Origin of the sequence: Micromonospora sp. HUAS YX12 (genome assembly GCF_040215685.1) — a bacterium.
Lineage (GTDB): Bacteria > Actinomycetota > Actinomycetes > Mycobacteriales > Micromonosporaceae > Micromonospora > Micromonospora tulbaghiae.
Genome location: NZ_CP157974.1, coordinates 2431319 through 2455708 on the forward strand (window position 1 = coordinate 2431319; position 24390 = coordinate 2455708).

Below are 24390 nucleotides of genomic sequence, written 5' to 3' on the forward strand. Positions count from 1 at the left end.
ACGGTCATCCCACATGCTGGGGACACGAAACATTAACCGACAATTACTGCACAGATGCGCGTGACCACTCTGGAGTGACATCCCCTGTTCAGGGGGTCGGAGAAAAGAAGGTATTAGGTGATCGGATCCCGGGTTGCGTCGGCCGCGACCGTTTCCTGCCTCACTGCGGCTTCCCAAACAGGATCTCGTCTGATGAAATCGCGGCCGTGCCGCGCGTGGCGCTGGCCGCTGCACCAGGCACGGGTCAGCGGGTCGCGCGTGGAAGAAACGACGGAGGCGATGTCGTGAGCACCGGACCTACGACCCTGCCCGGGAGCCCCAACGCCGAACAGCGGAACCGGCGCCGGCGCCTGCCCAGGCTGCGCGACGCGCGGATCCGCTCCAAGCTCGCCCTCATCCTGGTCGTTCCGGTCGCGGCTGTCATTGCACTGGCAACTATCCGACTCGTCTCGGTCGGTCAGGGCGCGTACGAGGCGGACCGGGTCCGGTCGCTGAGCGCGGTGTCGGTCGACGTCTCGGCGCTCACCCAGGACCTGCACAAGGAGCGGATGGCGGCGGCGGTCTTCCTGGCCGACCCGAACCAGAAGCCGGACGCGTACAACCTGCGGGTGCGCCAGACCGACGAGCGCATCGCGGCGTACCAGGAGGAGCGCGGCAAGCTCGGCGACGTGCCGGGCGCGATCAGCAACCAGCTCAAGGTGATCGACGCACACCTGTCCACGTTGAACGGCACCCGCCAGGAGGTGCTGGACCGGTTGCAGATGCCGGTGGCCGAGGCGAGCCTGCGCTACGGCATCGTGCTGGACGACCTGGTCGCGTACGGCGACGCGCTGGCCCAGCAGCCGGGCGCGGAGAGCCTGGCCGACGCCCGCCGCGCGGTGGCCGCGTTCGCCCGCGCGAAGGCCGAGGTGGCCGAGGAGCAGGCGGTGGCCTTCACGGCCCTCGACGGCGGCCAGATCGACGAGGAGCAGTTCTCGTCCTTCGTGGCCACGCTCACCGGTCAGCAGGAGGCGCTGCTCACCTTCTCCCGGACCGCGACGCCGAGCCAGCGGGCCCTGGTGGACCGCACCGTCTCCGGTGACGCCGTCCAGCTCGCCGACCGGGTCGCGGGCGACATCTCCCGGTCGATCGAGCGTCCCTCACTGGTCACCCGCGACGAGGCGTCCGCCGCCATCGGCGCGGTCGACGACCTGATGCGGTGGGCCGAGATCCAGCTCCTGGACGAGATGCTGGCCGACGCCGACGAGGTACGCGCCGACGTGATCCGGCAGGCGATCGTGGAGAGCCTGCTCGTGCTGCTCACGCTCGCGGTCGCGGTGACGCTCGCCGTGGTGCTCGCCCGCTCGCTCAACGACTCGCTGCGCCGGCTGCGCGAGGGCGCGCTCGCCGTGGCCAACCACGACCTGCCGGACGCGGTGAGCCGGCTCCAGAACGTCAACGCCATCGGCGACGGCGGCGTGGACGAGATCGTCCAGCAGGTGCGGGATCCGATCAAGCTGAGCAACCGTGACGAGGTCGGTCAGGTGGCTGTGGCCTTCAACGTGGTCCACCGGGAGGCGGTCCGGGTCGCGGCCGAGCAGGCCGCGCTGCGGACGAGCGTCTCGGCGATGTTCCTCAACCTGGCCCGGCGCTCGCAGACCCTGGTCGACCGCATGATCGGCGAGCTGGACGCGATCGAGCGCTCCGAGGAGGACCCGAAGCGGCTGGCGCAGCTGTTCGAGCTGGACCACCTGGCCACCCGGATGCGCCGTAACGACGAGAACCTGCTGGTGCTCGCCGGCGCCGACTCGGCCGTGCCGCGTCGCGACGACGCGCTCCTGGTCGACGTGCTGCGCGCCGCGCAGTCCGAGGTCGAGCTCTACAACCGGATCGAGTTCGGCACCGTCGACACCGACATCTCGGTCGCGTCGCACGCCGTCAACGACGTCGTCCGGCTGGTCGCCGAACTGCTCGACAACGCCACCCGGTTCTCGCCGCCGAACACCACGGTGGTGGCCGACGGCCGCCGGATCCGCGACTACGTGCTGATCCAGATCGAGGACCGGGGCCTGGGCCTCAGCGACGACCAGCTCGACTCGCTCAACCGGCGCCTGGCCGCGCCGCCGACCGTCGACGTGGCCGCGTTCCGGCTGATGGGTCTGGCCGTGGTGAGCCGGCTCGCCTCCCGCTACGGGATCCGCGTCGAGCTGCGCCGCAACGTCGAGGGCGGCACCGTCGCCCAGGTCACGCTGCCGAACTCGACAGTGGTGCTGCCGGCCAACCGGGGCCAGGCCCCGCTGACCCGGCCGCGTCAGCCGCTCGCCGTCGAGCAGTCGCCGCTCAGCCAGGCCGGCGCCGCCGACGCGCTGGCCGGTGCCGGGCGGGGCGCGGCCACCGCGACGCTCGCCGACCAGTGGCGCGGGGCGACCACCGCCCCGCCGTCCAGGTGGCAGACGCCCGGCGAGACGCGCGACACCACGCCCGCCGTACACCTGGGTGGGGCGACCGGCGCGCTGCCGACGGTGGCGGCGCCCGCCCCGGTGGCCGCGGCGCCCGCGACCGCGCCGGCTTCGGTCTCCGGAGCGGGCTGGTCGGCCGGGGGACCGACGGTGGCGTACCCCGCGCTCGACCCCCTGCCCAAGCGGGCGCCGGGTGCCGAGGCCGCGCAACCTGCGACCCAGGCCGCACCTCCGGCCTACCAGCCGTTCGCCGCGGCGCCGGCGGTGGCCCGGCCCGAGCAGCGGGCCGAGGCGCCGATATTCCGGGAGATGGAGGCGGTCTGGTTCCGTTCGCACGGAGAGGACGAGACCACGATCTTCACCCGGCCCACGTTCGACGAGCCGCCCGCGCCGGCACAGCCGGCGGTGGCGCCCCCCGCGGAGCCGGCTCGTCCGAAGCTGCCCACCCGCACCCCTGGGGCCCAGGCGTCGGGGCTGACCATCCCGCCGGCGTACAGCCCGCCGGAGGTTCCGTCCACGCCGCCGGCGGCCGCGACGCCGCCCCCGGCGCCACCCGTCGCCGAGCCCGCGCCCGCGCCGGCGCCGTCGATCGACCCGGAGGCCTGGCGTACGGCGGCCGACGAGGGCTGGTCGCGGGCCAGCCGTGCCGCGGAGCCCACCACCGGCGGCACCACCCGCTCCGGCCTGCCCAAGCGGGTGCCGCAGGCCCAGCTCGTGCCCGGTGGGATAGAGCCGAAGAGCGGCCGGGACCGCAGCCGGCGCACGCCGGACGAGGTACGCGGTCTGCTCTCCGCCTACCACCGTGGCGTCCAGCGGGGCCGTACGGCCGGCGCCGACCAGAACAGCACCTCGACCAAGGAGACGAACCGATGAACAGGCCGGCGGCCATGCAGGACATGGGGTGGCTTCTCACCAACTTCGCCGACAGCGTCGCGGGCATCGCGCACGTGGTGGCGGTGTCCGCGGACGGGCTGCTGCTCGCCTCCTCCCGGGACCTGCCCGGCGACCGGGCCGACCAGCTCGCCGCCATCACCTCCGGCGTGGTGAGCCTCACCGAGGGCGCGGCGCGCATGTTCAGCGCCGGCGGGGTGTTGCAGACCGTCATCGAGATGGACAGCGGCTACCTGTTCCTGATGTCCATCAGCGACGGCTCGTCGATGGCCGTGCTCGCGGCGCGCAGCTGCGACGTCGGCCAGGTCGGTTACGAGATGGCGCTGCTGGTGGAGCGGGTCGGCCAGGCACTGGTTCCGCTGCCGCGAGACGCGGTCCGGTCCTGATCGGACCGGGGAGCTGATGACCGGAGCCGGTGCGGCTCCGAACGAGGGGAGGTGATCGCGAGATGGAACCGCGACGTGATCCACGTGGCGCGCTGGTGCGACCGTACGCGGTCACCCGGGGCCGCACCGAGCCGTTGCAGAACATCGCGCTCGAAGCGGTGCTGTCGAGCACGCCTACGCAGTCGGCCGAGGCGCGCTTCGCCGGGCACGACAAGTACCGCATCTCCTCGGTCTGTGAGGGCCGGGCGCAGTCGCTTGCGGAAATCGCCGCTTACACCCGGATGCCGCTGGGCGTCACCCGGGTGCTGGTCGCCGACATGGTGGCCGAGGGCCTGCTGACGCTACACACTGCCGCTCCCGCGACGGGTTTCGCGGCGCGGATGAACCTGCTTGGAAGGGTGCTAAGTGGACTTCGCGAACTATGACCCCGACGGGGTGAACCGCGGCCGGGAGATCATCTCCGCGAAGATCGTGATCGCGGGTGGCTTCGGCGTGGGCAAGACCACGCTCGTCGGGGCGATCTCCGAGATCCAGCCGCTGACCACCGAGGCGTTGATGACCGCGGCCGGCGTGGGCATCGACGACCCGTCGAAGGTGCCGGGCAAGGAGACCACCACGGTCGCCATGGACTTCGGCCGTATCACGATGGCCGACGACCTGATCCTCTACCTGTTCGGCACGCCCGGCCAGACCCGGTTCTGGTTCATGTGGGACGAGATCATCCGGGGCGCGGTGGGCGCGGCGGTGCTCGTGGACACCCGCCGGATCACCGATGCGTTCGCGCCGCTGGACTACTTCGAGAACCGCAAGCTGCCGTACGTCGTGGCGTTGAACCGCTTCGACGACGCGCCGCACTACGAGATGGAGGAGATCCGGGAGGCGCTCGCGATCTCCCCGGACGTGCCGATGGTCCTGTGTGACGCCCGGCGGCGGGACTCGGTCAAGCAGGTGCTGGTGACGGTGGTGGAGCACGCCATGCTCCGCCTCCAGGCCGAGCACGGCTACCCGGCCTCGGTCGGCTGAACCGCCTGCGGGTCAGTCGACCCGCAGGCGGTACCCCCGCTTGACCACCGTCTGCACCACGCGGGGCGCCTTCAGCCCGGCCCGCAGACGGGCGACAGCCATCTCCACCGCGTGCTCGTCGGCGCCGCGCGGCAGCGTACGCAGCAGCGCGGTGCGGGAGAGCACCTTCCCGGGCGACGCGGCCAGCGCCCGCAGCACCGCCATCGGCGCCGGCGCCAGCTGACGCAGTTCCCCGTCCACCACCGCGGCGTGCCCGCGCAGCGTCAGCACGTGCCCGGCCGCCTTCACCGAGACCGTGCGCCGGGGCAGCTCCTCGACGATGGTGCGGACCAGGGCGCCCAGCCGGGCCCGGCTCGGCGCGCTCACCGGCACCCCCCGCCGGACCAGCGGCTCGGCGGTGACGGTGCCGACGCACCCGGCCAGCACGTCGCCGCGCAGCGCCTCCAGCACCGTCTCGGTACGGTCCCCGGCCGCCCGCAGCAGGGCCTCGGCCGCCGGGGCCGAGGTGAACGTGACCGCGTCGACGAGACGCCCGGCCACCAGGTCGATGAGGCGGTGCAGCGGTGCCGGGTCGGCCGGCGGCGCCCACCGGTACACCGGCACCTCGATCACCGTGGCGCCGGCCGCCACCAGCGCGTCGGCGCACTCGGGCTGCCGCTCGCCGTGCAGTTGCATCGCCACCACCTGGCCGGCCACCCCGCGCCGGACCAGGTGCTCGATCACCTCCTCGCAGCTCTCCGACTCCGGGGACCAGTGCTCGCGCAGCCCGGCGGCGCGGATCGCGCCGGTCGCCTTCGGGCCCCGGGACACCACGTACGCTCCGGCGAGCATGGTGCGCAGCGGCTCGGCCAGCCCCCAGCCCTCGGCCGCCTCCAGCCAGCCGCGCATGCCGATGCCGGTGTTGGCCATCAGCACGTCCGGCGGATGTTCCAGGCAGGCCCGGGTGGCCTCACGCAGGTCGGTGTCGTCGGCCAGCGGGACGATCCGCAGCGCCGGGGCGAGCACCACCCGCGCCCCGCGCCGCTGGAGCAGCGCGGCCAGTTCGTCGCGCCGCCGGTCGGCGGTGACGCCGATGGTGAAGCCGGCCAGCTCGTCCCGCATCATTCCTCCTGCCGTAACCGCACCTCGACCAGGCCGTCCCGGCAGCGCACCGGGTGCCGGCGCAGCGTCACGCCCGGTAGGTCCAGGCACCGCCCGGTGGTGAGGTCGTAGACCTGCTTGTGCAGCGGCGAGGCGAGCGTGGGCACCCCGCCCCGGCTGCCGACCAGGCCCCGGGACATGACGTACGCGCCGCCGACCGGGTCGAGGTTGTCCACCGCGTACAGGCCGTTCGCGGTGCGGAAGACCGCCACCTGTACGCCGTCGACGAGGGCGGCCACACCCCGGCCGCGGTCGAGCCGGTCGAGCGGGCAGACCGGGGTCCAGTCCAGCGTGACGACGGGGCTCATCGGCGTACCTCCGGCAGGCCCAGCACGACGGGCTGGCGGCGGTGTCCGCCGTCCGGGGGCGCGCCCCGGGGCGGCACCGGCTGGCCCCGCTCCTGGGTGAACGTGATGGACGGGTCGGGCACCTCGGGCGCGTTGACGAAGGAGGTGAAGCGGCGCAGCCGGTCCGGATCCTCCAGGACGCCGCGCCACTCGTCGGAGTAGCTCGCGACGTGCCGGGCCATCGCCGCGTCGAGGTCGGCGCAGAGCCCGAGCGAGTCGTCCACGAGCACCGACCGGAGGTGGTCCAGGCCGCCGTCCATGGCCTCGACCCAGGCGGCGGTGCGCTGCAACCGGTCGGCGGTGCGGATGTAATACATTAAAAATCTATCGATTAGTCGAATCAGTGCTTCTGTGGATAAATCAGTGGCGAACAGGTCGGCGTGCCGGGGCCGGAAACCGCCGTTGCCGCCGACGTACAGGTTCCAGCCGCTCTCGGTGGCGATGACGCCGAAGTCCTTGCTCCGGGCCTCGGCGCACTCCCGGGCGCAGCCGGAGACCGCCGACTTGAGCTTGTGCGGCGCGCGCAGGCCCCGGTACCGCAGCTCCAGCGCGACGGCCAGCCCCACCGAGTCCTGTACGCCGTAGCGGCACCAGGTGTCGCCCACGCAGGACTTCACAGTGCGCAGCGCCTTGCCGTACGCGTGGCCGGACTCGAAGCCCGCGTCGACGAGCCGGCGCCAGATCTGCGGCAACTGGTCGACCCGGGCGCCGAACAGGTCGATCCGCTGCCCGCCGGTGATCTTCGTGTACAGCCGGAAGTCGCGCGCCACCTCGCCGATCGCGATCAGCTTCTCCGGGGTGATCTCCCCGCCGGGTATCCGGGGCACCACCGAGTAGCTGCCGTCGCGTTGCAGGTTGGCCAGGAAGTGGTCGTTGGTGTCCTGGAGCGACGCCTGCTCGCCGTCGAGCACGTGCCCGGTGCCGAGCGAGGCCAGGATGGAGGCCACCACCGGCTTGCAGATGTCACATCCGCTCCCGCGCCCGTGCTCGGCGACGAGCCGGGAGAACGTGCGGATGCCCCGGACCCGGATCAGGTCGAACAGCTCCTGCCGGCTGTGGTCGAAGTGCTCGCACAACGCCGTCGACTGGCGTACCCCGGCGACGTCCAGCAACTGCTTGAGCATCGGCACGCAGGAGCCGCAGCTCGTACCGGCCCGGGTGCACGCCTTCAACGCCGGCACGTCGGCCGCCCCGGCGGCGATGGCCGCGTCCAGGTCGGCCCGGGTCACCGCGTTGCAGGAGCAGACCTGCGCGGTGGCGGGCAACGCACCGGCGCCCGCGCCGCCGGCCGGCGCCAGCAACGCCAGCGGGGGAGCGGGCAGCGGCCCGCCGACACTGGCCCGCAACGCCGGGTACGCGCTCGCGTCCCCGACCAGCACGCCGCCGAGCAGCGTCCGCGCGTCGTCGGAGAGGACCAGCTTCGCGTACGAGCGGGTGGCCGGGTCGGTGAACGTCACGTCGAGGCAGCCGGGGGTGACGCCGTGCGCGTCACCGAAGGAGGCCACGTCCACGCCGAGCAGCTTGAGTTTCGTCGCGGTGTCCGCGCCGGGGAACGTCGCCCCGCCGCCCAGCAGCCGGTCCGCGACCACCTCGGCGGTGGCGTACCCGGGCGCGACCAGCCCGTGGCAGACGCCGTCCACCGCCGCGCACTCGCCGACCGCCCAGATCCGCTCGTCGGCGGTCCGGCAGGCCGCGTCCACCAGCACGCCGCCGCGCGGGCCCAGCGGCAGCCCGGCCGCCCGGGCCAGCTCGTCGCGCGGCCGGATCCCGGCGGCCACCACCACCAGTTCCGCGTCGAGCGTGCGCCCGTCGGCCAGGTCGAGCGCGGCCACCGTGCCGTCCGGTCCGGGACGCAGCGCCGTGGTGGCCACCCCGAGGTACGGCGTGACGCCCAGCTCCTCGACGTACCGCCGGAGCATCGCGCCGCCCGCCTCGTCCACCTGCACCGGCATCAGCCGGGGCGCGAACTCGACCACGCTCGTGGCGAGCCCGAGCAGCCGCAGCGCGTTCGCCGCCTCCAGCCCGAGCAGCCCGCCGCCGATCACCGCGCCGGTACGGCGGCCCCGGGCGTGCTCCCGGATCGCGGTCAGGTCGTCCAGCGTCCGGTAGACGAAGACGCCGGGCAGGTCCGTGCCGTCGACCGGCGGCACGAAGGCGTACGAGCCGGTGGCCAGCACCAGCGCGTCGTACGGGTACTCACCGGCCGCCGTGGTCACCACCCGCCGTGCCCGGTCGACGCCGGTGGCCGGCTCGCCCAGGCGCAGGTCCACTCCGGCGTCGGGGGTGTGCACCGTCAGCTCGTCGGCGTCCACCCCGTCGAAGACGGCCGAGAGCCGCACCCGGTCGTACGCCGGACGCCGTTCCTCGGCGAGCACCGTGACCCGCCACCGCCCGTCGGTGTCCCGGGCCCGCAGCGCCTCGACGAAGCGCTGCCCCACCATGCCGTTGCCGACGACCACCAGCCGCTCGCTCATGACATGACCTCCACCGTCTCGCGTACCTCGTCGGTTGTGGGCGGGTCCGCCTCGGCGAGCCAGCCGGCGATGCCGGCCACCGCGTCCCGGCAGCTGCCGCAGCCGGTGGCGGCCCGGGTCGCCGCGGAGAGTGCCGCCGCCGTCCGGGCGCCCGCCCGCCAGCACGCCACCAGCGCGCCCTTGCTCACGTCGTTGCACCGGCACACGGTCGCGGCGTCCGGCATCAGCGCCGGTGACGCGGCCGGTCCGGCCGGCGCCTCGCCGAACGCCCGGCCGAGCAGCAGCGAGCGCCGGTCCGCCGGCACCGGCGCGCCCCTGTCGAACAGCTGCACCACGGTGCCGACCGCCGGGTTGTCGCCGAGCAGGATCGCGCCGGTCAGCCGCTCGTCCCGGATGCGCAGCCGGGCGTAGGTGCCCCGGGCCGGGTCGGCGAAGGTCAGCTCCTCGACCGGCCCGCCCGGGTCGCCGCTGCCGGCCACGTCGCCCATCGCGGCCAGGTCGATGCCCGCCGCCTTGAGCCGGGTCACCGCCGGGCGGGGCCGGTAGCGGGCCAGCGTGTCCGCTCCGGTCAGCACGTCGGCCACCACCCGGGCCTGTGCCCAGGCCGGTGCGACCAGCCCGGTCAGCGTCCCGTCGTGCTGTGCGCAGTCGCCGATCGCCGAGATCCGCCGATCGCTCGTCCGCATCCGGTCGTCCACCACCACGCCCCGCTCGACGGCGAGCCCGGCCGCCACGGCGAGCGCGGTGTCGGGGCGCACCCCGCAGCAGAGCACCAGCAGGTCGGCGGCGAGCGTCTCGTCGTCGCCCAGGTGCAGGCGGACGCCGTCGGCGCCGGCGGTCACGGCGGTCGCCGGCACCCCGAGCCGGGACCGGACGCCCAGGCCGGCGAGCGTGCCCGCGAGGACCGCGCCGGCCGGCGGGTCGAGCTGGCGTTCCATCAGGTGCCCGACCGGGTGGACCACAGTCACGTCGAGGCCCCGGGCGGCCAGCCCACGGGCCGCCTCCAGACCCAGCAGCCCGCCGCCGAGCACGATCACGCGCCGCGCGCCCTCGGCGGCGGCGAGGATCCGCCGGCAGTCGCCGAGCGTGCGGAACGGGACGACCCGCTCGGGCAGCGGGGCGAGGCCCGGCAGCGGCGGCACCACGGCCCGGCTGCCGGTGGCGAGCACCAGGTGGTCGTACCCGTGCCGGCCGCCGTCGTCGGTGACCACCTCCCGGGCGGCCCGGTCCACGGCGGTGACCGCCGCGCCGGTGCGGACCTCGACCCCCGGCCCGACGGCTTCGACCAGCTCCACGTCCGGCTCGCCGATGCGTCCGGCGAGCAGCGTGGAGAGCATGATCCGGTTGTACGCGCGGTGCGGCTCCGCCCCGAGCACTGTGATCCGCCGGTCCCCGCCGCGCGCGTGCAGCTCGGCGGCGAGCCGGGCGCCGGCCATGCCGTAGCCGACGACGACTATGCGTTCGTTCATGCCGGCTCCACCCGGACCGCGCAGATCTTGAACTCGGGCATCCCGGAGACCGGGTCGAGAGCGTCGTTGGTGACCGAGTTGGCGCGTTGCGCGCCGGGCCAGTGGAACGGCGCGAAGACGGTGTCCGGCCGGATCGCCGTGCTGAGCCGGGCCGGTGCGCGCAGCTCACCCCGGCGGGAGACCACGCGTACCGGTGCCCCCTCGGTCACGCCGATCCGTGCCGCCAGGTCGGGATGCAGCTCGACGAAGCCGCCCGGCGCGGCGCGGCGCAGCGCGGCCACCCGCCGGGTCTGCGCGCCGGACTGGTACTGCGCGAGCACCCGGCCGGTGGTGAAGTGCAGCGGGTAGTCGGCGCACACCGGCTCGGCGGCCGGCCGGTGGGTCACGGCGTGGAACCGGGCCCGGCCGTCCGGGGTGGGGAAGCGGTCGGCGAACAGCCGGGGCGTGTCCGGGCCGTCCCGGTCCGGGCAGGGCCAGAAAACGCCGGTGTCGGCGTCGATCCGGTCCCAGGTGATCCCGGCGTAGTCGGCCGGCCCGCCGGCCGAGGCCCGGCCCAGCTCCGCGAAGACCTCGCGCGGGTCGGCCGGCAGCGGCGTCCCGCCGGTCAGCCGTCCGGCGAGCGCGGCGAGGATCTCCAGCTCGGTACGGACTCCGGCAGGTGGTTCGCGCAGCGCCCGGCGGCGCAGCACCCGGCCCTCCAGATTGGTCATCGTCCCGTCCTCCTCGGCCCACTGGGCGACCGGCAGCACCACGTCGGCCAGCTCGGCCGTCTCGGAGCGGACGAAGTCCGCGACCACGAGCAGGTCCAGGGCGCGCAGCCGGGACTCGACCCGCGCCGCGCGGGGCGCGGACACGACCGGGTTGGAACCGAACACCAGCAGCGCCCGCGCGCCGGACGGCGTACCGAGCGCGTCGAGGAGCTGGTACGCCGGAACCCCCGGCCCGGGCAGCGTGTCCGGGTCGACGCCCCACACCCCGGCCACGTGCTCCCGGGCCGCCGGGTCGTCGATACGCCGGTAGCCGGGGAGCTGGTCGGCCTTCTGCCCGTGCTCCCGGCCGCCCTGCCCGTTGCCCTGCCCGGTCAGGCAGCCGTAGCCGGAACCGGGACGACCGGGCAGGCCCAGGGCGAGCGCCAGGTTGATGAAGGCGGTGACCGTGTCGACCCCCTTGGCGTGCTGCTCGGCGCCCCGCGCGGTGAGGACGACCGCCCGGTCCACTGTGGCCAGCGCGCGGGCAGTCGCGTACAGGTCGGCCACCGGCACGCCGGATAGTCGTTCCACCTCCGCCGGCCAGTAGCCGGCCACCGTCCGCCGGACCTCGTCGAAGCCGGTGGTCCGCTCCGCGACGTACGCCCGGTCCAGCCAGCCCTCGGTGAGCGCGATGTGCAGCAGCGCGTTCGCCACCGCGAGGTCGGTGCCGGGCAGGGGTTGCAGGTGCAGGTCGGCCTGGCGGGCGGTGGCGGTGGCGCGCGGGTCGGCCACGATCAGCCGGCCGCCGCGGTCCCGCAGTTCGGCGACGTGCCGCATCAGCGGTGGCATGGTCTCGGCCGGGTTCGCGCCGACCAGCAGCAGCGTGTCCGCGCGGCCGAGGTCGGCGAGCGGGAACGGCAGTCCCCGGTCGATCCCGAACGCCCGGTTCCCGGCCGCGGCGGCCGACGACATGCACCAGCGCCCGTTGTAGTCGATGTGCCGGGTCCGCAGCGTCACCCGGGCGAAGCGGCCGAGCGCGTACGCCTTCTCGTTGGTGAGCCCGCCGCCGCCGAAGACGGCCACCGCGTCCGGCCCGTGGCGGTGCTGCACGTCCTGAACCCCGGCGGCGACGCGGCCGAGCGCCTCGTCCCAGGTTGCCGGCCGCAGCTCGCCGCCGGGCCGGTCGCGCAGCAGCGGGGTGGTGAGCCGGTCCGGGTGGTCGAGCAGGTCGGCGGCGGTCCAGCCCTTCTGGCACAGCCCGCCCCGGTTGGTGGGGAAGTCGCGGGCGGCGACCTCGACACCGTCGCCGGTGGCGCGCAGCACCATGCCGCACTGCAAGGCGCAGTACGGGCAGTGCGTGGCGGCCTCGACGGGGCCTGACTCCGTTCGCGTCGCCGTGCGTGCACCGTCTGTCATGTCGGAAAAGCGTGCCGTCGGGCGGTTTCCGGTCCGGGTCTGCTCTGTTTCGGTCCTGTCACGAGCGCTTCACACCGCACGGAGGTGACGTGGCTCTCCGCGAGGTTTACAATATGGGAAATCTGTCTCAAATAACGGGAGACTGCGATGGGCGTGGCGGACGCTTTCGACGCGGTGGCCGGCAGCTACGACCAGGCCCGGCGCCGGCTGGTGCCCTGCTTCAACGCCTTCTACGGCACCGCTGTCGAGGTGGCCGTGCCCCCGCTGCGCGCCGCGCTCGCCGCCGGGCGTACCCCCGAGGTGCTGGACCTGGGCGCGGGCACCGGCCTGCTGTCCCTGCTGGTCGCCGCGGCGGTCCCCGGCGTCCGCCTGACGCTCGTGGACGGCGCCCCCGGCATGCTGGCGGTGGCCGCCGGGCACCTGGAAGAACGTGGCGTGCCGCACCGTACGGTCCACGCCGACCTGGTCGGCCCGCTGCCCGCCGGCCGGTACGACGCGGTGGTGTCCGCGCTGGCCATCCACCACCTCGACGACTCCGGCAAGCGGGCGCTGTACCGGCGGGCCGCCGACGCGCTGGTCCCCGGCGGGGTGTTCGTCAACGCCGAGCAGGTGGCCGGGCCGACCCCGGCGCTGGACCGCCGCTACGACGAGGTGTGGACGGCACGGATCACCGAGCTGGGCTCCGATACCGAGGAGATCGCCGCCGCCCGGGAGCGGATGCGGCACGACCGGCCGGCCCCGGTGGCCGAGCAGTGCCGGTGGCTGACGGAGGCGGGACTGGTGGACGTGGACTGCTTCTTCAAGGAGTGGCGCTTCGCGGTCTTCGGCGGCAGGCGTCCCTGAGACGCCGTGCCCGATTCCGCGATCCGCGGGGACGAGGATGACTGGTGGTCATACCGATGGGTAGTCTTCCTGGCATGACCGCCAAGGTGACACTGTCGTTCTCCGACGAGACGATCGAGGAGGCGCGCCGGTTCGCCAAGCGGGAAGGGCTCTCCCTCTCCGCCTGGATGGACCAGGCCGCCCGGGAGAAGGCGCTGCGCGAGGTGTTCACCGCGCACGCCGACGCGGTCGGCCGGGCCGGCCTGGACCTGGAATCCGCCGCCCTGGCCGACGCCCAGGAGGCCGTGCTCGTCGACGACGCCCTGTTCGGCGGGCGTCCACGTGCTGCGTAGGGGCGAGGTCTGGCGCATCTCCGGCGCCCGGGAGCGGTTCGGTCTGGTGATCAGCTCCGACGTCTACAACGCCACGGCGGTACCCATCGTGATCGTGGCCGAGGTGGTCGAGGAGTCGCTGCTGCGCGACTCGCCGCTGGCCGTGCCGATGGGCGCGTACGTGGTGATGCCCGACCGGATCTCCTCGCCGATGAAGAAGTGGTTCACCGAGTGCGTGGACGTGGCCGACACCGAGACCATGCAGCGGGTCGGCCGGGCGCTGCGGATCCTCCAGGAGCTGTGACCGTCTCACCGGCGCCGTCCGGCGGCCGTGCGATCTCCGTTGCCGGTCCGACGCGTGCGGGGCACGCCGGGGAAACCACGGGCTGAGAGCGTCGCCTCGTCATCGACGAGGAGGAGTCCGTCAGTGAGCACGCTCGCTTCCGCACCCACGACGCCGCCGGCCACCACCACCGGCCGGCTCACCGAATGGCGGCCGGAGGATCCGGCGTTCTGGGCGGCCGGCGGCGCCCGGGTGGCCCGGCGCAACCTGTACGTCTCGATCTTCGCCGAGCACGTCGGCTTCTCCGTGTGGAGCCTCTGGTCCGTCACGGTGCTGTTCCTGGGCCCGGAGTACGGCATCGACCCGGCCGGGAAGTTCCTGCTCACCGCCGTACCGGCCGCGCTGGGTGCGGTGCTGCGACTGCCGTACACGCTGGCAGTGGCCCGCTTCGGCGGCCGGAACTGGACGGTCGTGAGCGCCCTGCTGCTGCTCGTGCCGGCGGTGCCGATGGCCGTGCTGATCGAGCCCGGGGTGTCGTACGCCACGCTGATGGTGCTCGCCTGCCTGTCCGGCGTCGGCGGCGGCAACTTCGCCTCGTCGATGGCGAACATCAACCTGTTCTTCCCGGAGCGGCTCAAGGGCCGGGCGCTGGGGCTCAACGCCGGCGGCGGCAACCTGGGCGTACCGGCCGTGCAACTCGTGGGGCTGGCGGTGCTGGCGACCGCCGGCGCCGCGTACCCCCGGCTCGTGCCGGCGGTCTACCTGCCGCTGATCGTGCTGGCCGCGCTGGCCGCGGCCCGCTGGCTGGACAACGTGCCGGGGGCGCGCAACGAGCCGGGCGCGCTGCGCGCGGCGGCCCGCGACCCGCACACCTGGGTGATGTCGCTGCTGTACGTGGGCACGTTCGGCTCGTTCATCGGCTTCGGGTTCGCCTTCGGCCAGGTGCTCCAGCTCCAGTTCCACGACCGGTTCCCGACGCCCGTCGACGCGGCCTGGCTGACCTTCCTCGGCCCGCTGATCGGGTCGCTGATCCGGCCGGTGGGCGGTCAGCTCGCCGATCGGCTGGGCGGGGCGCGGGTGACGTTCTGGAACTTCGTGGCGATGGCGGCCGGGGCCGGGCTGGTGCTGTACGCCGCCCGGGAGCGGTCGTTCCCGCTCTACCTGGCCGGGTTCATGGCGCTGTTCGTCTTCTCCGGCATCGGCAACGGCTCGACGTACAAGATGATCCCGGCGATCTTCCGGGCCCGGGCCGTCGCGGAGAGCGAGCTGACCGGCGACCCGGAGGCGGCGCAGCGGCGGGCCCGGCGGCTGGCCGGCGCGGTGATCGGCATCGCCGGGGCGGTCGGCGCCTCGGGCGGGGTGCTGGTGAACGTGGCGTTCCGGCAGTCGTTCCTGGCCTCCGGCACGGCGGACGCCGCCTACCTGGCCTTCATCGGCTGGTACGCGCTCTGCTTTCTGGTGACCTGGGTGGTCTACCTGCGTCCCGGGCCGCGTACGCTGGCCGGCGTGTGACCTGCACCATGGCGAACCCGCAGGCCACGCGTGGTGCGACCCCGTTTTGACCTGCCGCCGGGCGGCCGGGTATCGTTGCCTGCTGTTGTACGACATTCTTAGGCGTGCCGCATCAGGTACGCTTGGTCGTTCGTGCGCGCTGGTCCGGCTGGGAACTCCTGGTCACCTCGGCGCGCGACCCCAGACCGACGACGAGACAAGGTAGACCTGTGCGTACGTACAGCCCGAAGCCGGGTGAGATCGAGCGTCAGTGGCACGTCATCGACGCCTCTGATGTCGTGCTGGGCCGCCTGGCGACCCACGCCGCCACGCTCCTGCGTGGCAAGCACAAGCCGACTTTCGCGCCGCACGTCGACACGGGCGACTTCGTCGTCATCGTGAACGCGGGCAAGGTCGCGCTGACCGGCAACAAGCGCCAGACCAAGGTCGCTTACCGCCACTCCGGTTACCCGGGTGGTCTGAAGCGGGTCGGCTACGACGAGCTGCTGACCAAGCGGCCCGAGCGGGCCATCGAGCTGGCCGTGAAGGGCATGCTCCCGCACAACAAGCTGGGCCGTCAGATTCTCAAGAAGCTGAAGGTCTACGCCGGTGCCGAGCACCCGCACACCGCGCAGCAGCCGGTGCCGTTCGAGATCAAGCAGATCGCGCAGTGAGCGCGGGCGAAGGAAGCAGCATGACCGACATCACCGCCACCGAGGTCGCCCCCGAGGCCACCGAGGCGCCGGCGCCCGTCGCGCGCGCGCCCCGTGGTGACCGCCCGATCCAGACCGTGGGCCGGCGCAAGGAAGCCATCGTCCGGGTCCGGATCGTCCCGGGCACCGGCAAGATCACCTGCAACGGCCGTGACCTCGAGGCCTACTTCCCGAGCAAGGTGCACCAGCAGCTCATCAAGGACCCGCTGGTCACCGCCGAGAAGCCCGAGGCGTTCGACGTGATCGCCAACCTGCGTGGCGGCGGCACCACCGGCCAGGCCGGCGCGCTGCGGCTCGCCATCGCCCGGGCGCTGATCGTCAGCGAGCCCGACGACCGCCCGGCCCTGAAGAAGGCCGGCTTCCTGACCCGTGACGCCCGGGTCAAGGAGAGCAAGAAGTACGGCCTCAAGAAGGCCCGCAAGGCTCCCCAGTACTCGAAGCGCTGATCACCACAAGCGTCTTGTACTTCTGACGGACGGCCGGTTCGCTTCCCCTACCGGGAGGCGGACCGGCCGTTCCGCGTTTCTCCTCTCAACGGCAGTTCCACGGAGGTTGGCGGGTATGGGCCGGTTGTTCGGCACGGACGGCGTACGCGGGCGGGCGAACGCGGATCTCACCCCGGAGTTGGCGCTGGCGGTCGCGGTGGCCGCGGCCCACACGCTGGCCGAGACCGACAAGAGCCATCCGCCGCTCGCGGTGGTCGGCCGGGACACCCGGGCCAGCGGCGAGATGCTGGAGGCGGCGGTGGTCGCCGGGCTCACCAGCGCCGGCGCCAACGTGGTCCGGGTCGGCGTGCTGCCCACCCCGGCGGTGGCGTTCCTCACCGCCGAGGCCAAGGCCGACCTGGGCGTGATGCTCTCCGCCTCGCACAACCCGATGCCGGACAACGGCATCAAGCTCTTCGCCGCCGGTGGGCACAAGCTGCCCGACGAGATCGAGATGCGGATCGAGGAGGCGGTGAAGGCCAACGCCACCACCGCCTGGAAGCGCCCGATCGGCGCCGGCGTGGGCCGGGTGCACGACCTGCTCGACGGCGCCGACCACTACGTGCAGCACCTGGTCGGCACCGTGCCGCACCGCCTCGACGGGATCAAGGTCGTGGTCGACTGCGCCAACGGCGCGGCGGCCGACGTCGCACCGGTCGCCTACCGGGAGGCCGGCGCCGAGGTGATCGCCATCCACGCCGAGCCGGACGGGCTCAACATCAACGACGAGTGCGGCTCCAACCACATCGACGCGCTGCGCGCCGCCGTGGTCGAGCACGGCGCCCACCTCGGCATCGCCCACGACGGCGACGCCGACCGCTGCGTCGCGGTCACCGCCGACGGCGACGAGGTCGACGGCGACCAGGTCATGGCGATCCTCGCGCTGGCCATGCGGGACGCCGGCGAGCTGACCCAGGACACCCTGGTCGCCACCGTGATGAGCAACCTCGGTCTCCGGCTGGCCATGTCCGAGCACGGCATCCGGCTGGTCGAGACCAAGGTCGGCGACCGGTACGTGCTGGAGGAGCTGCGCGCCTCCGGCCTGGCGCTCGGCGGCGAGCAGAGCGGCCACATCGTGCTGCCCGCGTACGCCACCACCGGCGACGGCGTGCTGACCGGCCTGCACCTGATGGCGCGGATGGCCGCCACCGGCACGTCCCTGGCCGAGCTGGCGTCCGTGGTCACCAAGCTGCCCCAGGTGCTGATCAACGTGTCGGTCGGCGACCGTACCGTGGGCGCCGCCGCGCCGGCGGTCCGCGCCGAGGTCGAGCGGGCCGAGTCCGAGCTGGGCGAGACCGGCCGGGTGCTGCTCCGCCCCTCCGGCACCGAGCCGCTGGTGCGGGTCATGGTGGAGGCAGCCACCGAGGCCACCGCCCGTGCGGTCGCCGAGCGCATCGCCGAGCAGGTCCGCACCGCCAGCCCGGTCGCCTGACCGGATCCGGCCCGAGCGGCCGCGCAGCCGGCGTCGTTCCTGGGCGCCTGGCCGCGCGGCCGCCGTCATTCCTGGGCGAGGAGCCGCGCGGTGGGTAGGCGGCGCAGCAGGTAGGCGGGAACGAGCGCGGCCAGGCAGGTGACCAGCACACCGGCCAGGGCGGCCAGGGCGGCGGTGGTGACCAGCGCCGCAGGCAGGTCACCGACGAGCCAGGCGGCGCCGCCGAGCCCGAGGCCGGCGCCGCTGAGCGCGCCGAGGCCGCCGAGGAACAGGGCCTGGTAGCCGACGAGACGGGTGAGCGCGCCGTCGGTCCAGCCGGTGGCCTGGAGGGCGGCCAGTTCGGTGGCGCGGTCCCGGACGTCCAGGTAGAGCACGTCCGCGACGGCGGCCGCGCCGAGGAGCACCGTGGCCACGGCGGCGAGGGTGTCCGCGCCGCGTACGTCCAGCGACACCGTGTCGCCCAGCAGGCTGCCGACGATCGCGCCGCGGAAGGCGTAGGCGACGGCGCCGACCACCGTGAGTGAGGCGACGCCGATGGCGAGGGCGGCGGCACCGAGCACCGTGCGCGCGGGGACGCGGGCCAGGTTGACCACTGCCATTCCGGCGACGGTCCGGGTGCGGTGGGCGCGGAGGGCGGCGGCCACCGGCGGGCGCAACGCGGCGGCGGGGTGGGCGCGGGCGGCCCGCAGCGCGGGTGTCAGACCCGCGACCAGGGCCAGGAGCAGCGCCACCGGCACGGCGAGCAGCGCGCGGTCCCACTCGACGTCGATGCCGAGGGCGCGACCGAGGGGGACGGCGAGGCCGACGCCGAGCAGCCCGGCGGCCAGGCCGAGCGTGGCGACCTCGCCGAGGACGAGCGCGCCGATGCGGCGTGCCGACCAGCCGAGACAGGCCAGGACGGCGAGTTCGGCGCGGCGGTCGCGGACGGCGGCGGTGACGGCGTTGCCGAGGAACAGCGCGCAGACCACGAGGACCAGCGCGAACAGCACGGCGCTCTTGCGGTCGACGGCCTTCGTGATGACCGAGGCGACGCCGAGGGCGGACCAGTTCTCGGTCAGCCGCAGGTCGGGGCGGCCGAAGGCGCCGGCGGGCAGGTCCACGGTCTGCGGCGCGGGCGAGGACCCGAGGGTGATGTCCACGTCGAGGCCGGTGGTGGTGGCGATCCGTTCGGCGATCAGGCGGACCCGCTCGGCCGAGCGCTCGTTGTAGCCGTCCACGTCGGCCACCCTCACCCGGATCGCGCTGATCGGCGCCTTGCGCTGCCGGGCGGGAGCGCCGACCAGCAGGTCCGGCACGCTGGCCAGGTTGGTGAGCAGCAGCGGCGGTGCGGAGAGGTAGCCGCCGGGGCTGCCGTTGGGCAGCAGCGGCCGGTCACCCAGCGCCTGCCGAGTGCGGTCGTCGGCGCCCTCGACGGTCGGTGGCTCGTAGGTCTCCAGCGGCACCCGGGACAGGTCGTCGAATCCGGTCAACCGGAGCGGGTCGAACGTGCCGACCGGACGCCAGCTGTGGGAGAGGGCCTCATCGCCGATGCTCGTCGGCACCTGGTTGAGCAGCCGGAACGACCGGTCGTCGGCGAGCCAGGACCGCTGCCGCCGGATCACGAACTCGGAGCCGTAGACCGACGGGTCGACAGTGACCGTCCGCGGCCGCAGGACGCCGTCCGGTCCCTCGTCGTAGTCGACCGGGCCCGCCTGCAACACGAGGTCGAGCACGCCGCCGCAGCACTCCCCGGGACGCTCGATCAGGTTCCGGATGTCCCCGAGGTAGCGGTCGGCGAAGTCCTCCCGCCCGCCGCCGGCGGCCGTGCCGGGGAGCGTGGCCAGGGCCGCGCCGACCGTGGCGGCCGGCAGGCCGGCTATCCCGGAGGGCACGAGCTGGCGGTACGTCGCCGTGACCGACCCGTCGACGAACGGGCGGCTCGTGGCCAGGACCGGGAACTCGGTGGCCTGACCCCACGAGGAATAGTCCACCCGGGCCGGCCGGCGGTCCGCCGGCAGTGGGATGCCGTCCTGGATCGCCCCGTTCAGTCCGACCAGCCGGTCCTCGGCCACCGGGTCGACGGCGGCGAGCAGCAGCGCGACACTGACCCCCACCGGGAGCAGCAGCCGGTCGGTGGGCGCCGGTGGCATCCCCCGGCGGGCCGGGCCGAACTCGAACCGCCCGTCCGGTCGCAGGTGGGCCGCGCTGAGCGAGGTCATGTCGAGTTCGGACATGGTCGATCCGGCCGCGCCGTCGGTCGCCACCGCCAGCGGGTCGCAGACCGGCAGTGAGCGCCCGTCCGGTTGGACCTCGTACGGGACCGCGAACTCCCGGCCGCAGGCGTCGACGGGGTGCTCGCTGCCGTCGGTGTACCGGAGCTTGCGGCCGGGCGGCCCGGAGAAGTCCGGACGGATCAACGGGTGCTTCGTGAGGTAGAGGTATCGGGGTACGGCCCGCCCGACCGACCGGCCACGGTCCGTGTCGAAGGTCAGGTCGATTCGGATGACCTGCCGGTCCAGGGACGGGTCGACCGCCCCGGTGAGGTCGAGTGAGCCGCTGATGATCTGGTCGGCGTGCCCGAGCATCGCGATGGGCGCGGCCACCTCGATCCCGGGAAGCGCCTTCACCTGGTCGTACTGGGCCGTGGTGATGCCGCCGAAGAGGCCGGACAGGTAGTTGGGACGGACCAGCCCGCGCTGCGCCTCCAGCGGGGTGCGGCTGCCCGCGGGACGCACGAGAATGTCGTAGGACGCGCGGGTGTGCCGTTCGAGGCTGCCGATCACGGCGAGCCGCGAGGTGGTGGTCGCCCCGGTGAGGACGACGAAACCGGTGGTGGCCACCAGGACGCCGGTCAGCAGTGCCACCGAACGGCCCGCACGCCCACGGAGCTGTCGCCAGACGAATCGGAACACGCGTGCTCCCTCGGTCAGAGACGCAGTCGGGAGGCACGGTCGAACGTGTCGGCCGGATCCTCCCCGTCGGTCAGGTCCACGTCCTCGACGACCCGTCCGTCACCGAGCCGGACCAGGCGGTCGCAGCGGGCGGCGATCGCCGGCTCGTGGGTCGCGAGCAGGATCGTCATCCCGTGCCGGTCGCGCAGGTCGAGCAGCAGGTCCAGGATCTGGCCACCGGTGGTCGAGTCCAGGTTGCCGGTCGGCTCGTCGGCCAGCAGCAGCCGGGGCTCGCCCATCAACGCCCGGGCGATCGCCACCCGCTGCTGCTGGCCGCCGGAGAGCTCCGCCGGCAGGGCCCGTTCCCGGCCGGCGAGGCCCACCGCGTCCAGCAGTTCGCGGGCACGGGCCGCGTGGTCGGCCCGGCCCCGGCGCGGCAGCACCGGCGCGATCACGTTGTCCAGCACGGTGAGCGCCGGCAGCAGGTGGTAGCGCTGGAAGACGAAACCGACCCGCTGCCGGTAGCGGGCCAGGGCCGCCCGGCGCAGCGCGGTGACCTCCACGTCGTCCACGGTCACCGCGCCCCGGTCGGCCTGCTCGATCGCACCGATCAGGTGCAGCAGCGTGGACTTGCCCGAGCCGCTCGGGCCGGTCAGCGCCACCACCGACCCCGCCGCGATCTCCAGCGACACGTCGTCGACGGCGGTGAGCCGCTCGGGACCGCTGCGGAACTGCCGGACCAGCCCGGCGATGCGTACCGTACTGCCCGTCGTCGGGTCCATGGTCACTCCTCTGCCAGCAGTCGTGCGGTGGGTAGGCGGCGCAGCAGCGCGGCCGGGACGAGCGCCGCCAGGCAGGTGACCAGCACACCGGCCGAGGCGACCAGCGCCGCCACGGTCACCAGGCCGGTCGGCACCTGGCCGACCACCAGGGCCGCCCCGCCGAGCCCGAGGGTGGCGCCGCCGACCGCGCCGAGCGTGCCGATGACGAAGCCCTCGTAGCCGACCAGGCGGCCCAGCGCCGCGTCGGTCCAACCGGTCGCCCGCAGCGTGGCGAGTTCGGCGGCCCGGTCGCGGATGTTCAGGTAGAGCACGTCGGCCACGGCGGCGGCCCCGAGGAGCACGGTGGCCACCGCCGCGAGGGCGTCCGCGCCTCGCACGCTGAGCGACACCGTGTCACCGAGCAGGCTGCCCACGATCGCACCCCGGAACGCGTACGTGGTGGCGGCGACCAGGGTCAGCGCGGCCACCCCGATGGCCAGCGCGCCCGCGCCCAGCATGGTGCGGCCGGGGCTCCGCATCAGGTTCACCAGCGCCAGGCCGGGCAGGGTCCGGGGTTGGCGTACCCCACGGGCACCGGCGACCGGCGGGCGCAACGCGGCGGCCGGGTGGGCGCGCGCGGCTCGCAGCGCCGGCGCCACGCCGGCGACCAGCGCCAGCAGCAGGGCCACCGGTACGGCGACCAGCGCCCGCCGCCAGTCGACGCCGATGTCCAGGGCCGCGCCGAGCGGAAGCGCCAGGCCGACGGAGAGGAGACCGGCGGCGAGACCCAGCGCGGCGACCTCGCCGAGGACCAGCGCGCCGATCCGATGGGCGGGCCAGCCCAGGCAGGCGAGCACCGCCAGCTCGGGGCGCCGGTCCCGGACCGCGGCGGAGACCGCGTTGCCGAGGAAGAGCACGCAGACCACCAGCACCAGGACGAAGAGCGCGGCGCTCTTGCGGTCCACCGCCTCGGTGATCACGGAGGCGACCCCGAGCGCCGACCAGCGTTCGGTCAGGCTCAGGGCGGGGCGGCCGAACGCGCCGGCCGGCAGTTCCACGGTCTGCGGCGCGGGCGAGGACCCGAGCGTGATGTCGACGTCGAGGCCGGTGGCCTGGGTGATCCGCTCGGCGATCAGCCGGACCCGTTCGGCGGAGCGCTCGCTGTAGCCGTGCACGTCGGCGACCCGGACCCGGATCGCGCTGATCGGCGCGGTGCGCTGCGTCGTGCCGGCGCCGTCCAGCAGCTGGCGCGCGCTGGTGAGATTGGTCAGCAGCAACGGCGGCGCGGACAGGTAGCCGGCCGGGTTGCCACTCGGCTCCAGCGGCCGGTCGCCCAGTGCGGCCCGGCTGCGGTTGTCGGCGCCCCCGGCCACCGGCGCCTCGTACGTCTCCAGCGGCACCGTGCCGACGTCGCTGAAGCCGGTGAGCTTCTCCGGGTCGAACACGCCGACCGCCCGCCACTGGCGGAACGGGGTGACCGCGCCGCCGCCGGGCAGGGGAAGCCGGCGCAGGGTCCGCGCCCCGACGTCCTCGGTGAGCCAGGGGCGGGGCAGCCAGCTGAATTCGCGAACGTCGCCGAAGACCTCGGGTGCGGCCGGTGGCACTCCGGTGGCGCGCAGCTCGCCGCCGGGTCGCTCCTCGTAGGCCACGGGGCCGGGTTGCGTGATGGTCTGGAGCTGCCCGCGACAACAGCCACCCTGGTCGGAGACTCCCGCCGCGAGGCGGCTGCGGTAGGCGTCCGCCAGGTTCGCCCGGGCCACCCCCGCCGGTGTGCCGGTTGCCCGCCGGAGCCCCTGCTCCAGGTCGACGGCCGGCATTCCGGCCGGGCGGGCGGCGGGCAGCCGGGTGAGCGTGGCTCGCAGTTCGCTGTCGAGATAGGGGCGGCTGGTGGCCAGCACCGGAACCGACCGGTTGAGCGCGGTGCCGAGCAGCTTCTCGTCCACCGCGTCGCCGGCCCGCAGGGGGCGGCCCGTCGTCACGGCGCCGGCGAGGCCGACGAGGCGCTGTTCCGCGTCCGGGTCCACGGCGGCGAGCAGGAACGGCACGGTGACCGGCTCGGTCAGCGTCAGCCGGTCGGAGATCGCCGTCGCGGCGTCGCCGTTCTCCGCGAGCACGCGGTTCTCCGCCTCGAAGCGGCCGTCCGGCAGCAGCCGGACCGGGACGATCCACCAGTTGTCCCGCTCGGAGAGCGCGCCACGGTTGCCGATCAGGGCGCCGCGCTGCGGGTCGCAGATCGGCCGGCTGCTGCCGTCCGGCTGCACTTCCCGCGCGACCGATCCGCAGACCTCGTCCACCGGGTAGCGCCGGCCGTCGGTGTAGCGAAGCTCGTCCAGGTGCTCCGGATCGACCATCGGATGGATGAGGGGGTGTGTGGTCACGTACACGTACCGCGGCTTGCCCGGCGCGGTGGACAGGCCGCGCTCGGCCAGGTAGGTGGGCTCGACCCGGATCACCTGCCGGTCGAGGGACCGGTCGACCGCCGCGGTGAGGTCCAGCCGCAGCGGCACCGCCGAGGTCGAGTAACCGATCATCGCGATGGGGGCGGCCACGTCCACTCCGGCGACCGCTCTGACCTGTTCGTACTGCGCCGTGGTGATGCCGCCGTAGGTGTCGGAGAGGTAGTTGGGCCGCACCAGTCCGCGCGCGGCCTCCAGGGGCGTGCGCGTCCCCTGCGGACGGACCAGGATGTCGTAGGCGGCGCGGGTGTCGCGCTCCACGGCGCCGGTGACGGCCAGCCGCGAGGTGGTGGTGGCGCCGGTCAGGACGACGAAGCCGGTGGTGGCCACCAGCACGCCGGCCAGCAGCGCCACCGACCGTCCCGCACGGCCACGAAGCTGCCCCCAGATGACGTGGAACATGTCGCGCCTCCCCGTGTGCTGACCACACTGTGCGCGATACATTGTGACAATGCAAGGCCCCGCACGGGTG

At 74.1% G+C, this 24390-nt stretch carries 19 protein-coding genes; 11 read left to right on the forward strand and 8 right to left on the reverse strand.

Annotated elements, in window-relative coordinates:
• Positions 1–284 precede the first annotated feature (284 nt).
• From ABIH81_RS11950 to ABIH81_RS11965, 4 genes are all read left to right on the forward strand, one after another.
• Positions 285–3311: a sensor histidine kinase gene (locus tag ABIH81_RS11950; protein WP_349880308.1), complete on the forward strand. Its 3027-nt coding sequence runs from the start codon at positions 285–287 to the stop codon at positions 3309–3311.
• Positions 3308–3715: a roadblock/LC7 domain-containing protein gene (locus tag ABIH81_RS11955; protein ID WP_013288588.1), complete on the forward strand. Its 408-nt coding sequence runs from the start codon at positions 3308–3310 to the stop codon at positions 3713–3715. The genes ABIH81_RS11950 and ABIH81_RS11955 overlap by 4 nt, the downstream gene beginning before the upstream one ends.
• 62 nt (positions 3716–3777) lie before the next feature.
• Complete coding sequence (locus tag ABIH81_RS11960; RefSeq protein ID WP_030501578.1) at positions 3778–4140, forward strand: DUF742 domain-containing protein; 363 nt, start codon at positions 3778–3780, stop codon at positions 4138–4140.
• Entirely contained in the window at positions 4121–4738 is a 618-nt protein-coding gene (locus ABIH81_RS11965; protein WP_349880309.1) for an ATP/GTP-binding protein, read from the forward strand. The genes ABIH81_RS11960 and ABIH81_RS11965 overlap by 20 nt, the downstream gene beginning before the upstream one ends.
• Before the next feature lie 12 nt (positions 4739–4750).
• Here ABIH81_RS11965 and ABIH81_RS11970 read toward each other — a convergent pair whose 3' ends face one another.
• From ABIH81_RS11970 to ABIH81_RS11990, 5 genes are read right to left on the reverse strand one after another with little or no spacing between them, the layout of a single operon-like run.
• Complete coding sequence (locus ABIH81_RS11970) at positions 4751–5839, reverse strand: uroporphyrinogen-III synthase (protein WP_349880310.1); 1089 nt, start codon at positions 5837–5839, stop codon at positions 4751–4753.
• Complete coding sequence (gene nirD, locus ABIH81_RS11975; protein ID WP_349880311.1) at positions 5839–6186, reverse strand: nitrite reductase small subunit NirD; 348 nt, start codon at positions 6184–6186, stop codon at positions 5839–5841. Before nirD ends, ABIH81_RS11970 begins: the two co-directional genes overlap by 1 nt.
• Positions 6183–8699 carry a nitrite reductase large subunit NirB gene (nirB, locus tag ABIH81_RS11980; RefSeq protein ID WP_349880312.1) on the reverse strand — a complete coding sequence of 839 codons (2517 nt, stop codon included), beginning with the start codon at positions 8697–8699 and terminating at the stop codon, positions 6183–6185. Before nirB ends, nirD begins: the two co-directional genes overlap by 4 nt.
• Complete coding sequence (locus ABIH81_RS11985; protein ID WP_349880313.1) at positions 8696–10168, reverse strand: FAD-dependent oxidoreductase; 1473 nt, start codon at positions 10166–10168, stop codon at positions 8696–8698. The genes nirB and ABIH81_RS11985 overlap by 4 nt, the downstream gene beginning before the upstream one ends.
• The gene (locus ABIH81_RS11990; protein ID WP_349880314.1) at positions 10165–12273 is read right to left on the reverse strand and encodes a molybdopterin oxidoreductase family protein; all 2109 of its coding nucleotides are present in this window, start codon (positions 12271–12273) and stop codon (positions 10165–10167) included. Before ABIH81_RS11990 ends, ABIH81_RS11985 begins: the two co-directional genes overlap by 4 nt.
• Positions 12274–12420: 147 nt before the next feature.
• On the opposite strand from ABIH81_RS11990, the gene ABIH81_RS11995 reads away from it, so the two are divergent.
• The 7 genes from ABIH81_RS11995 to glmM all read left to right on the forward strand — a co-directional run bounded on the left by ABIH81_RS11995 (position 12421) and on the right by glmM (position 17831).
• Positions 12421–13116 (forward strand): class I SAM-dependent methyltransferase, encoded by a 696-nt coding sequence (locus ABIH81_RS11995; RefSeq protein WP_349880315.1) that lies wholly within the window; start codon positions 12421–12423, stop codon positions 13114–13116.
• A 74-nt stretch (positions 13117–13190) separates the two neighbouring features.
• Complete coding sequence (locus ABIH81_RS12000) at positions 13191–13448, forward strand: DUF6364 family protein (RefSeq protein ID WP_349880316.1); 258 nt, start codon at positions 13191–13193, stop codon at positions 13446–13448.
• Positions 13438–13731, forward strand: a complete 294-nt coding sequence (locus ABIH81_RS12005; protein WP_030269379.1) for a type II toxin-antitoxin system PemK/MazF family toxin — start codon at positions 13438–13440, stop codon at positions 13729–13731. Before ABIH81_RS12000 ends, ABIH81_RS12005 begins: the two co-directional genes overlap by 11 nt.
• Before the next feature lie 123 nt (positions 13732–13854).
• Positions 13855–15222 carry a nitrate/nitrite transporter gene (locus ABIH81_RS12010; RefSeq protein ID WP_349880317.1) on the forward strand — a complete coding sequence of 456 codons (1368 nt, stop codon included), beginning with the start codon at positions 13855–13857 and terminating at the stop codon, positions 15220–15222.
• 209 nt (positions 15223–15431) lie between these two features.
• Positions 15432–15875, forward strand: coding sequence for a 50S ribosomal protein L13 (gene rplM / locus ABIH81_RS12015; protein WP_018784601.1), 444 nt, complete (start codon positions 15432–15434; stop codon positions 15873–15875).
• Positions 15876–15895: 20 nt separating this feature from the next.
• Positions 15896–16360 carry a 30S ribosomal protein S9 gene (gene rpsI / locus ABIH81_RS12020; RefSeq protein WP_018784602.1) on the forward strand — a complete coding sequence of 155 codons (465 nt, stop codon included), beginning with the start codon at positions 15896–15898 and terminating at the stop codon, positions 16358–16360.
• Positions 16361–16475: 115 nt separating this feature from the next.
• The gene (glmM, locus tag ABIH81_RS12025) at positions 16476–17831 is read left to right on the forward strand and encodes a phosphoglucosamine mutase (RefSeq protein WP_349880318.1); all 1356 of its coding nucleotides are present in this window, start codon (positions 16476–16478) and stop codon (positions 17829–17831) included.
• A 65-nt stretch (positions 17832–17896) separates the two neighbouring features.
• Here the strand turns inward: glmM and ABIH81_RS12030 are convergent, their stop codons facing one another.
• The 3 genes from ABIH81_RS12030 to ABIH81_RS12040 are packed head-to-tail and all read right to left on the reverse strand — an operon-like array spanning position 17897 to position 24320.
• Complete coding sequence (locus ABIH81_RS12030; RefSeq protein WP_349880319.1) at positions 17897–20722, reverse strand: FtsX-like permease family protein; 2826 nt, start codon at positions 20720–20722, stop codon at positions 17897–17899.
• 14 nt (positions 20723–20736) lie between these two features.
• On the reverse strand, positions 20737–21483 hold the full coding sequence (locus ABIH81_RS12035; protein ID WP_349880321.1) for an ABC transporter ATP-binding protein: 747 nt from the start codon (positions 21481–21483) through the stop codon (positions 20737–20739).
• Between the two features lie 2 nt (positions 21484–21485).
• On the reverse strand, positions 21486–24320 hold the full coding sequence (locus ABIH81_RS12040; protein ID WP_349880323.1) for an FtsX-like permease family protein: 2835 nt from the start codon (positions 24318–24320) through the stop codon (positions 21486–21488).
• Positions 24321–24390 lie beyond the last annotated feature (70 nt).

Coding starts and splice junctions, on each gene's coding strand:
- ABIH81_RS11955 (WP_013288588.1), top strand. CDS start 3,308: ATGAACAGGCCGGCGGCCATGCAGGACATGGGGTGGCTTCTCACCAAC.
- ABIH81_RS11960 (WP_030501578.1), top strand. CDS start 3,778: ATGGAACCGCGACGTGATCCACGTGGCGCGCTGGTGCGACCGTACGCG.
- ABIH81_RS11970 (WP_349880310.1), bottom strand. CDS start 5,839: ATGCGGGACGAGCTGGCCGGCTTCACCATCGGCGTCACCGCCGACCGG.
- nirD (WP_349880311.1), bottom strand. CDS start 6,186: ATGAGCCCCGTCGTCACGCTGGACTGGACCCCGGTCTGCCCGCTCGAC.
- nirB (WP_349880312.1), bottom strand. CDS start 8,699: ATGAGCGAGCGGCTGGTGGTCGTCGGCAACGGCATGGTGGGGCAGCGC.
- ABIH81_RS11985 (WP_349880313.1), bottom strand. CDS start 10,168: ATGAACGAACGCATAGTCGTCGTCGGCTACGGCATGGCCGGCGCCCGG.
- ABIH81_RS11990 (WP_349880314.1), bottom strand. CDS start 12,273: ATGACAGACGGTGCACGCACGGCGACGCGAACGGAGTCAGGCCCCGTC.
- ABIH81_RS11995 (WP_349880315.1), top strand. CDS start 12,421: ATGGGCGTGGCGGACGCTTTCGACGCGGTGGCCGGCAGCTACGACCAG.
- ABIH81_RS12000 (WP_349880316.1), top strand. CDS start 13,191: ATGACCGCCAAGGTGACACTGTCGTTCTCCGACGAGACGATCGAGGAG.
- rpsI (WP_018784602.1), top strand. CDS start 15,896: ATGACCGACATCACCGCCACCGAGGTCGCCCCCGAGGCCACCGAGGCG.
- glmM (WP_349880318.1), top strand. CDS start 16,476: ATGGGCCGGTTGTTCGGCACGGACGGCGTACGCGGGCGGGCGAACGCG.
- ABIH81_RS12035 (WP_349880321.1), bottom strand. CDS start 21,483: ATGGACCCGACGACGGGCAGTACGGTACGCATCGCCGGGCTGGTCCGG.
- ABIH81_RS12040 (WP_349880323.1), bottom strand. CDS start 24,320: ATGTTCCACGTCATCTGGGGGCAGCTTCGTGGCCGTGCGGGACGGTCG.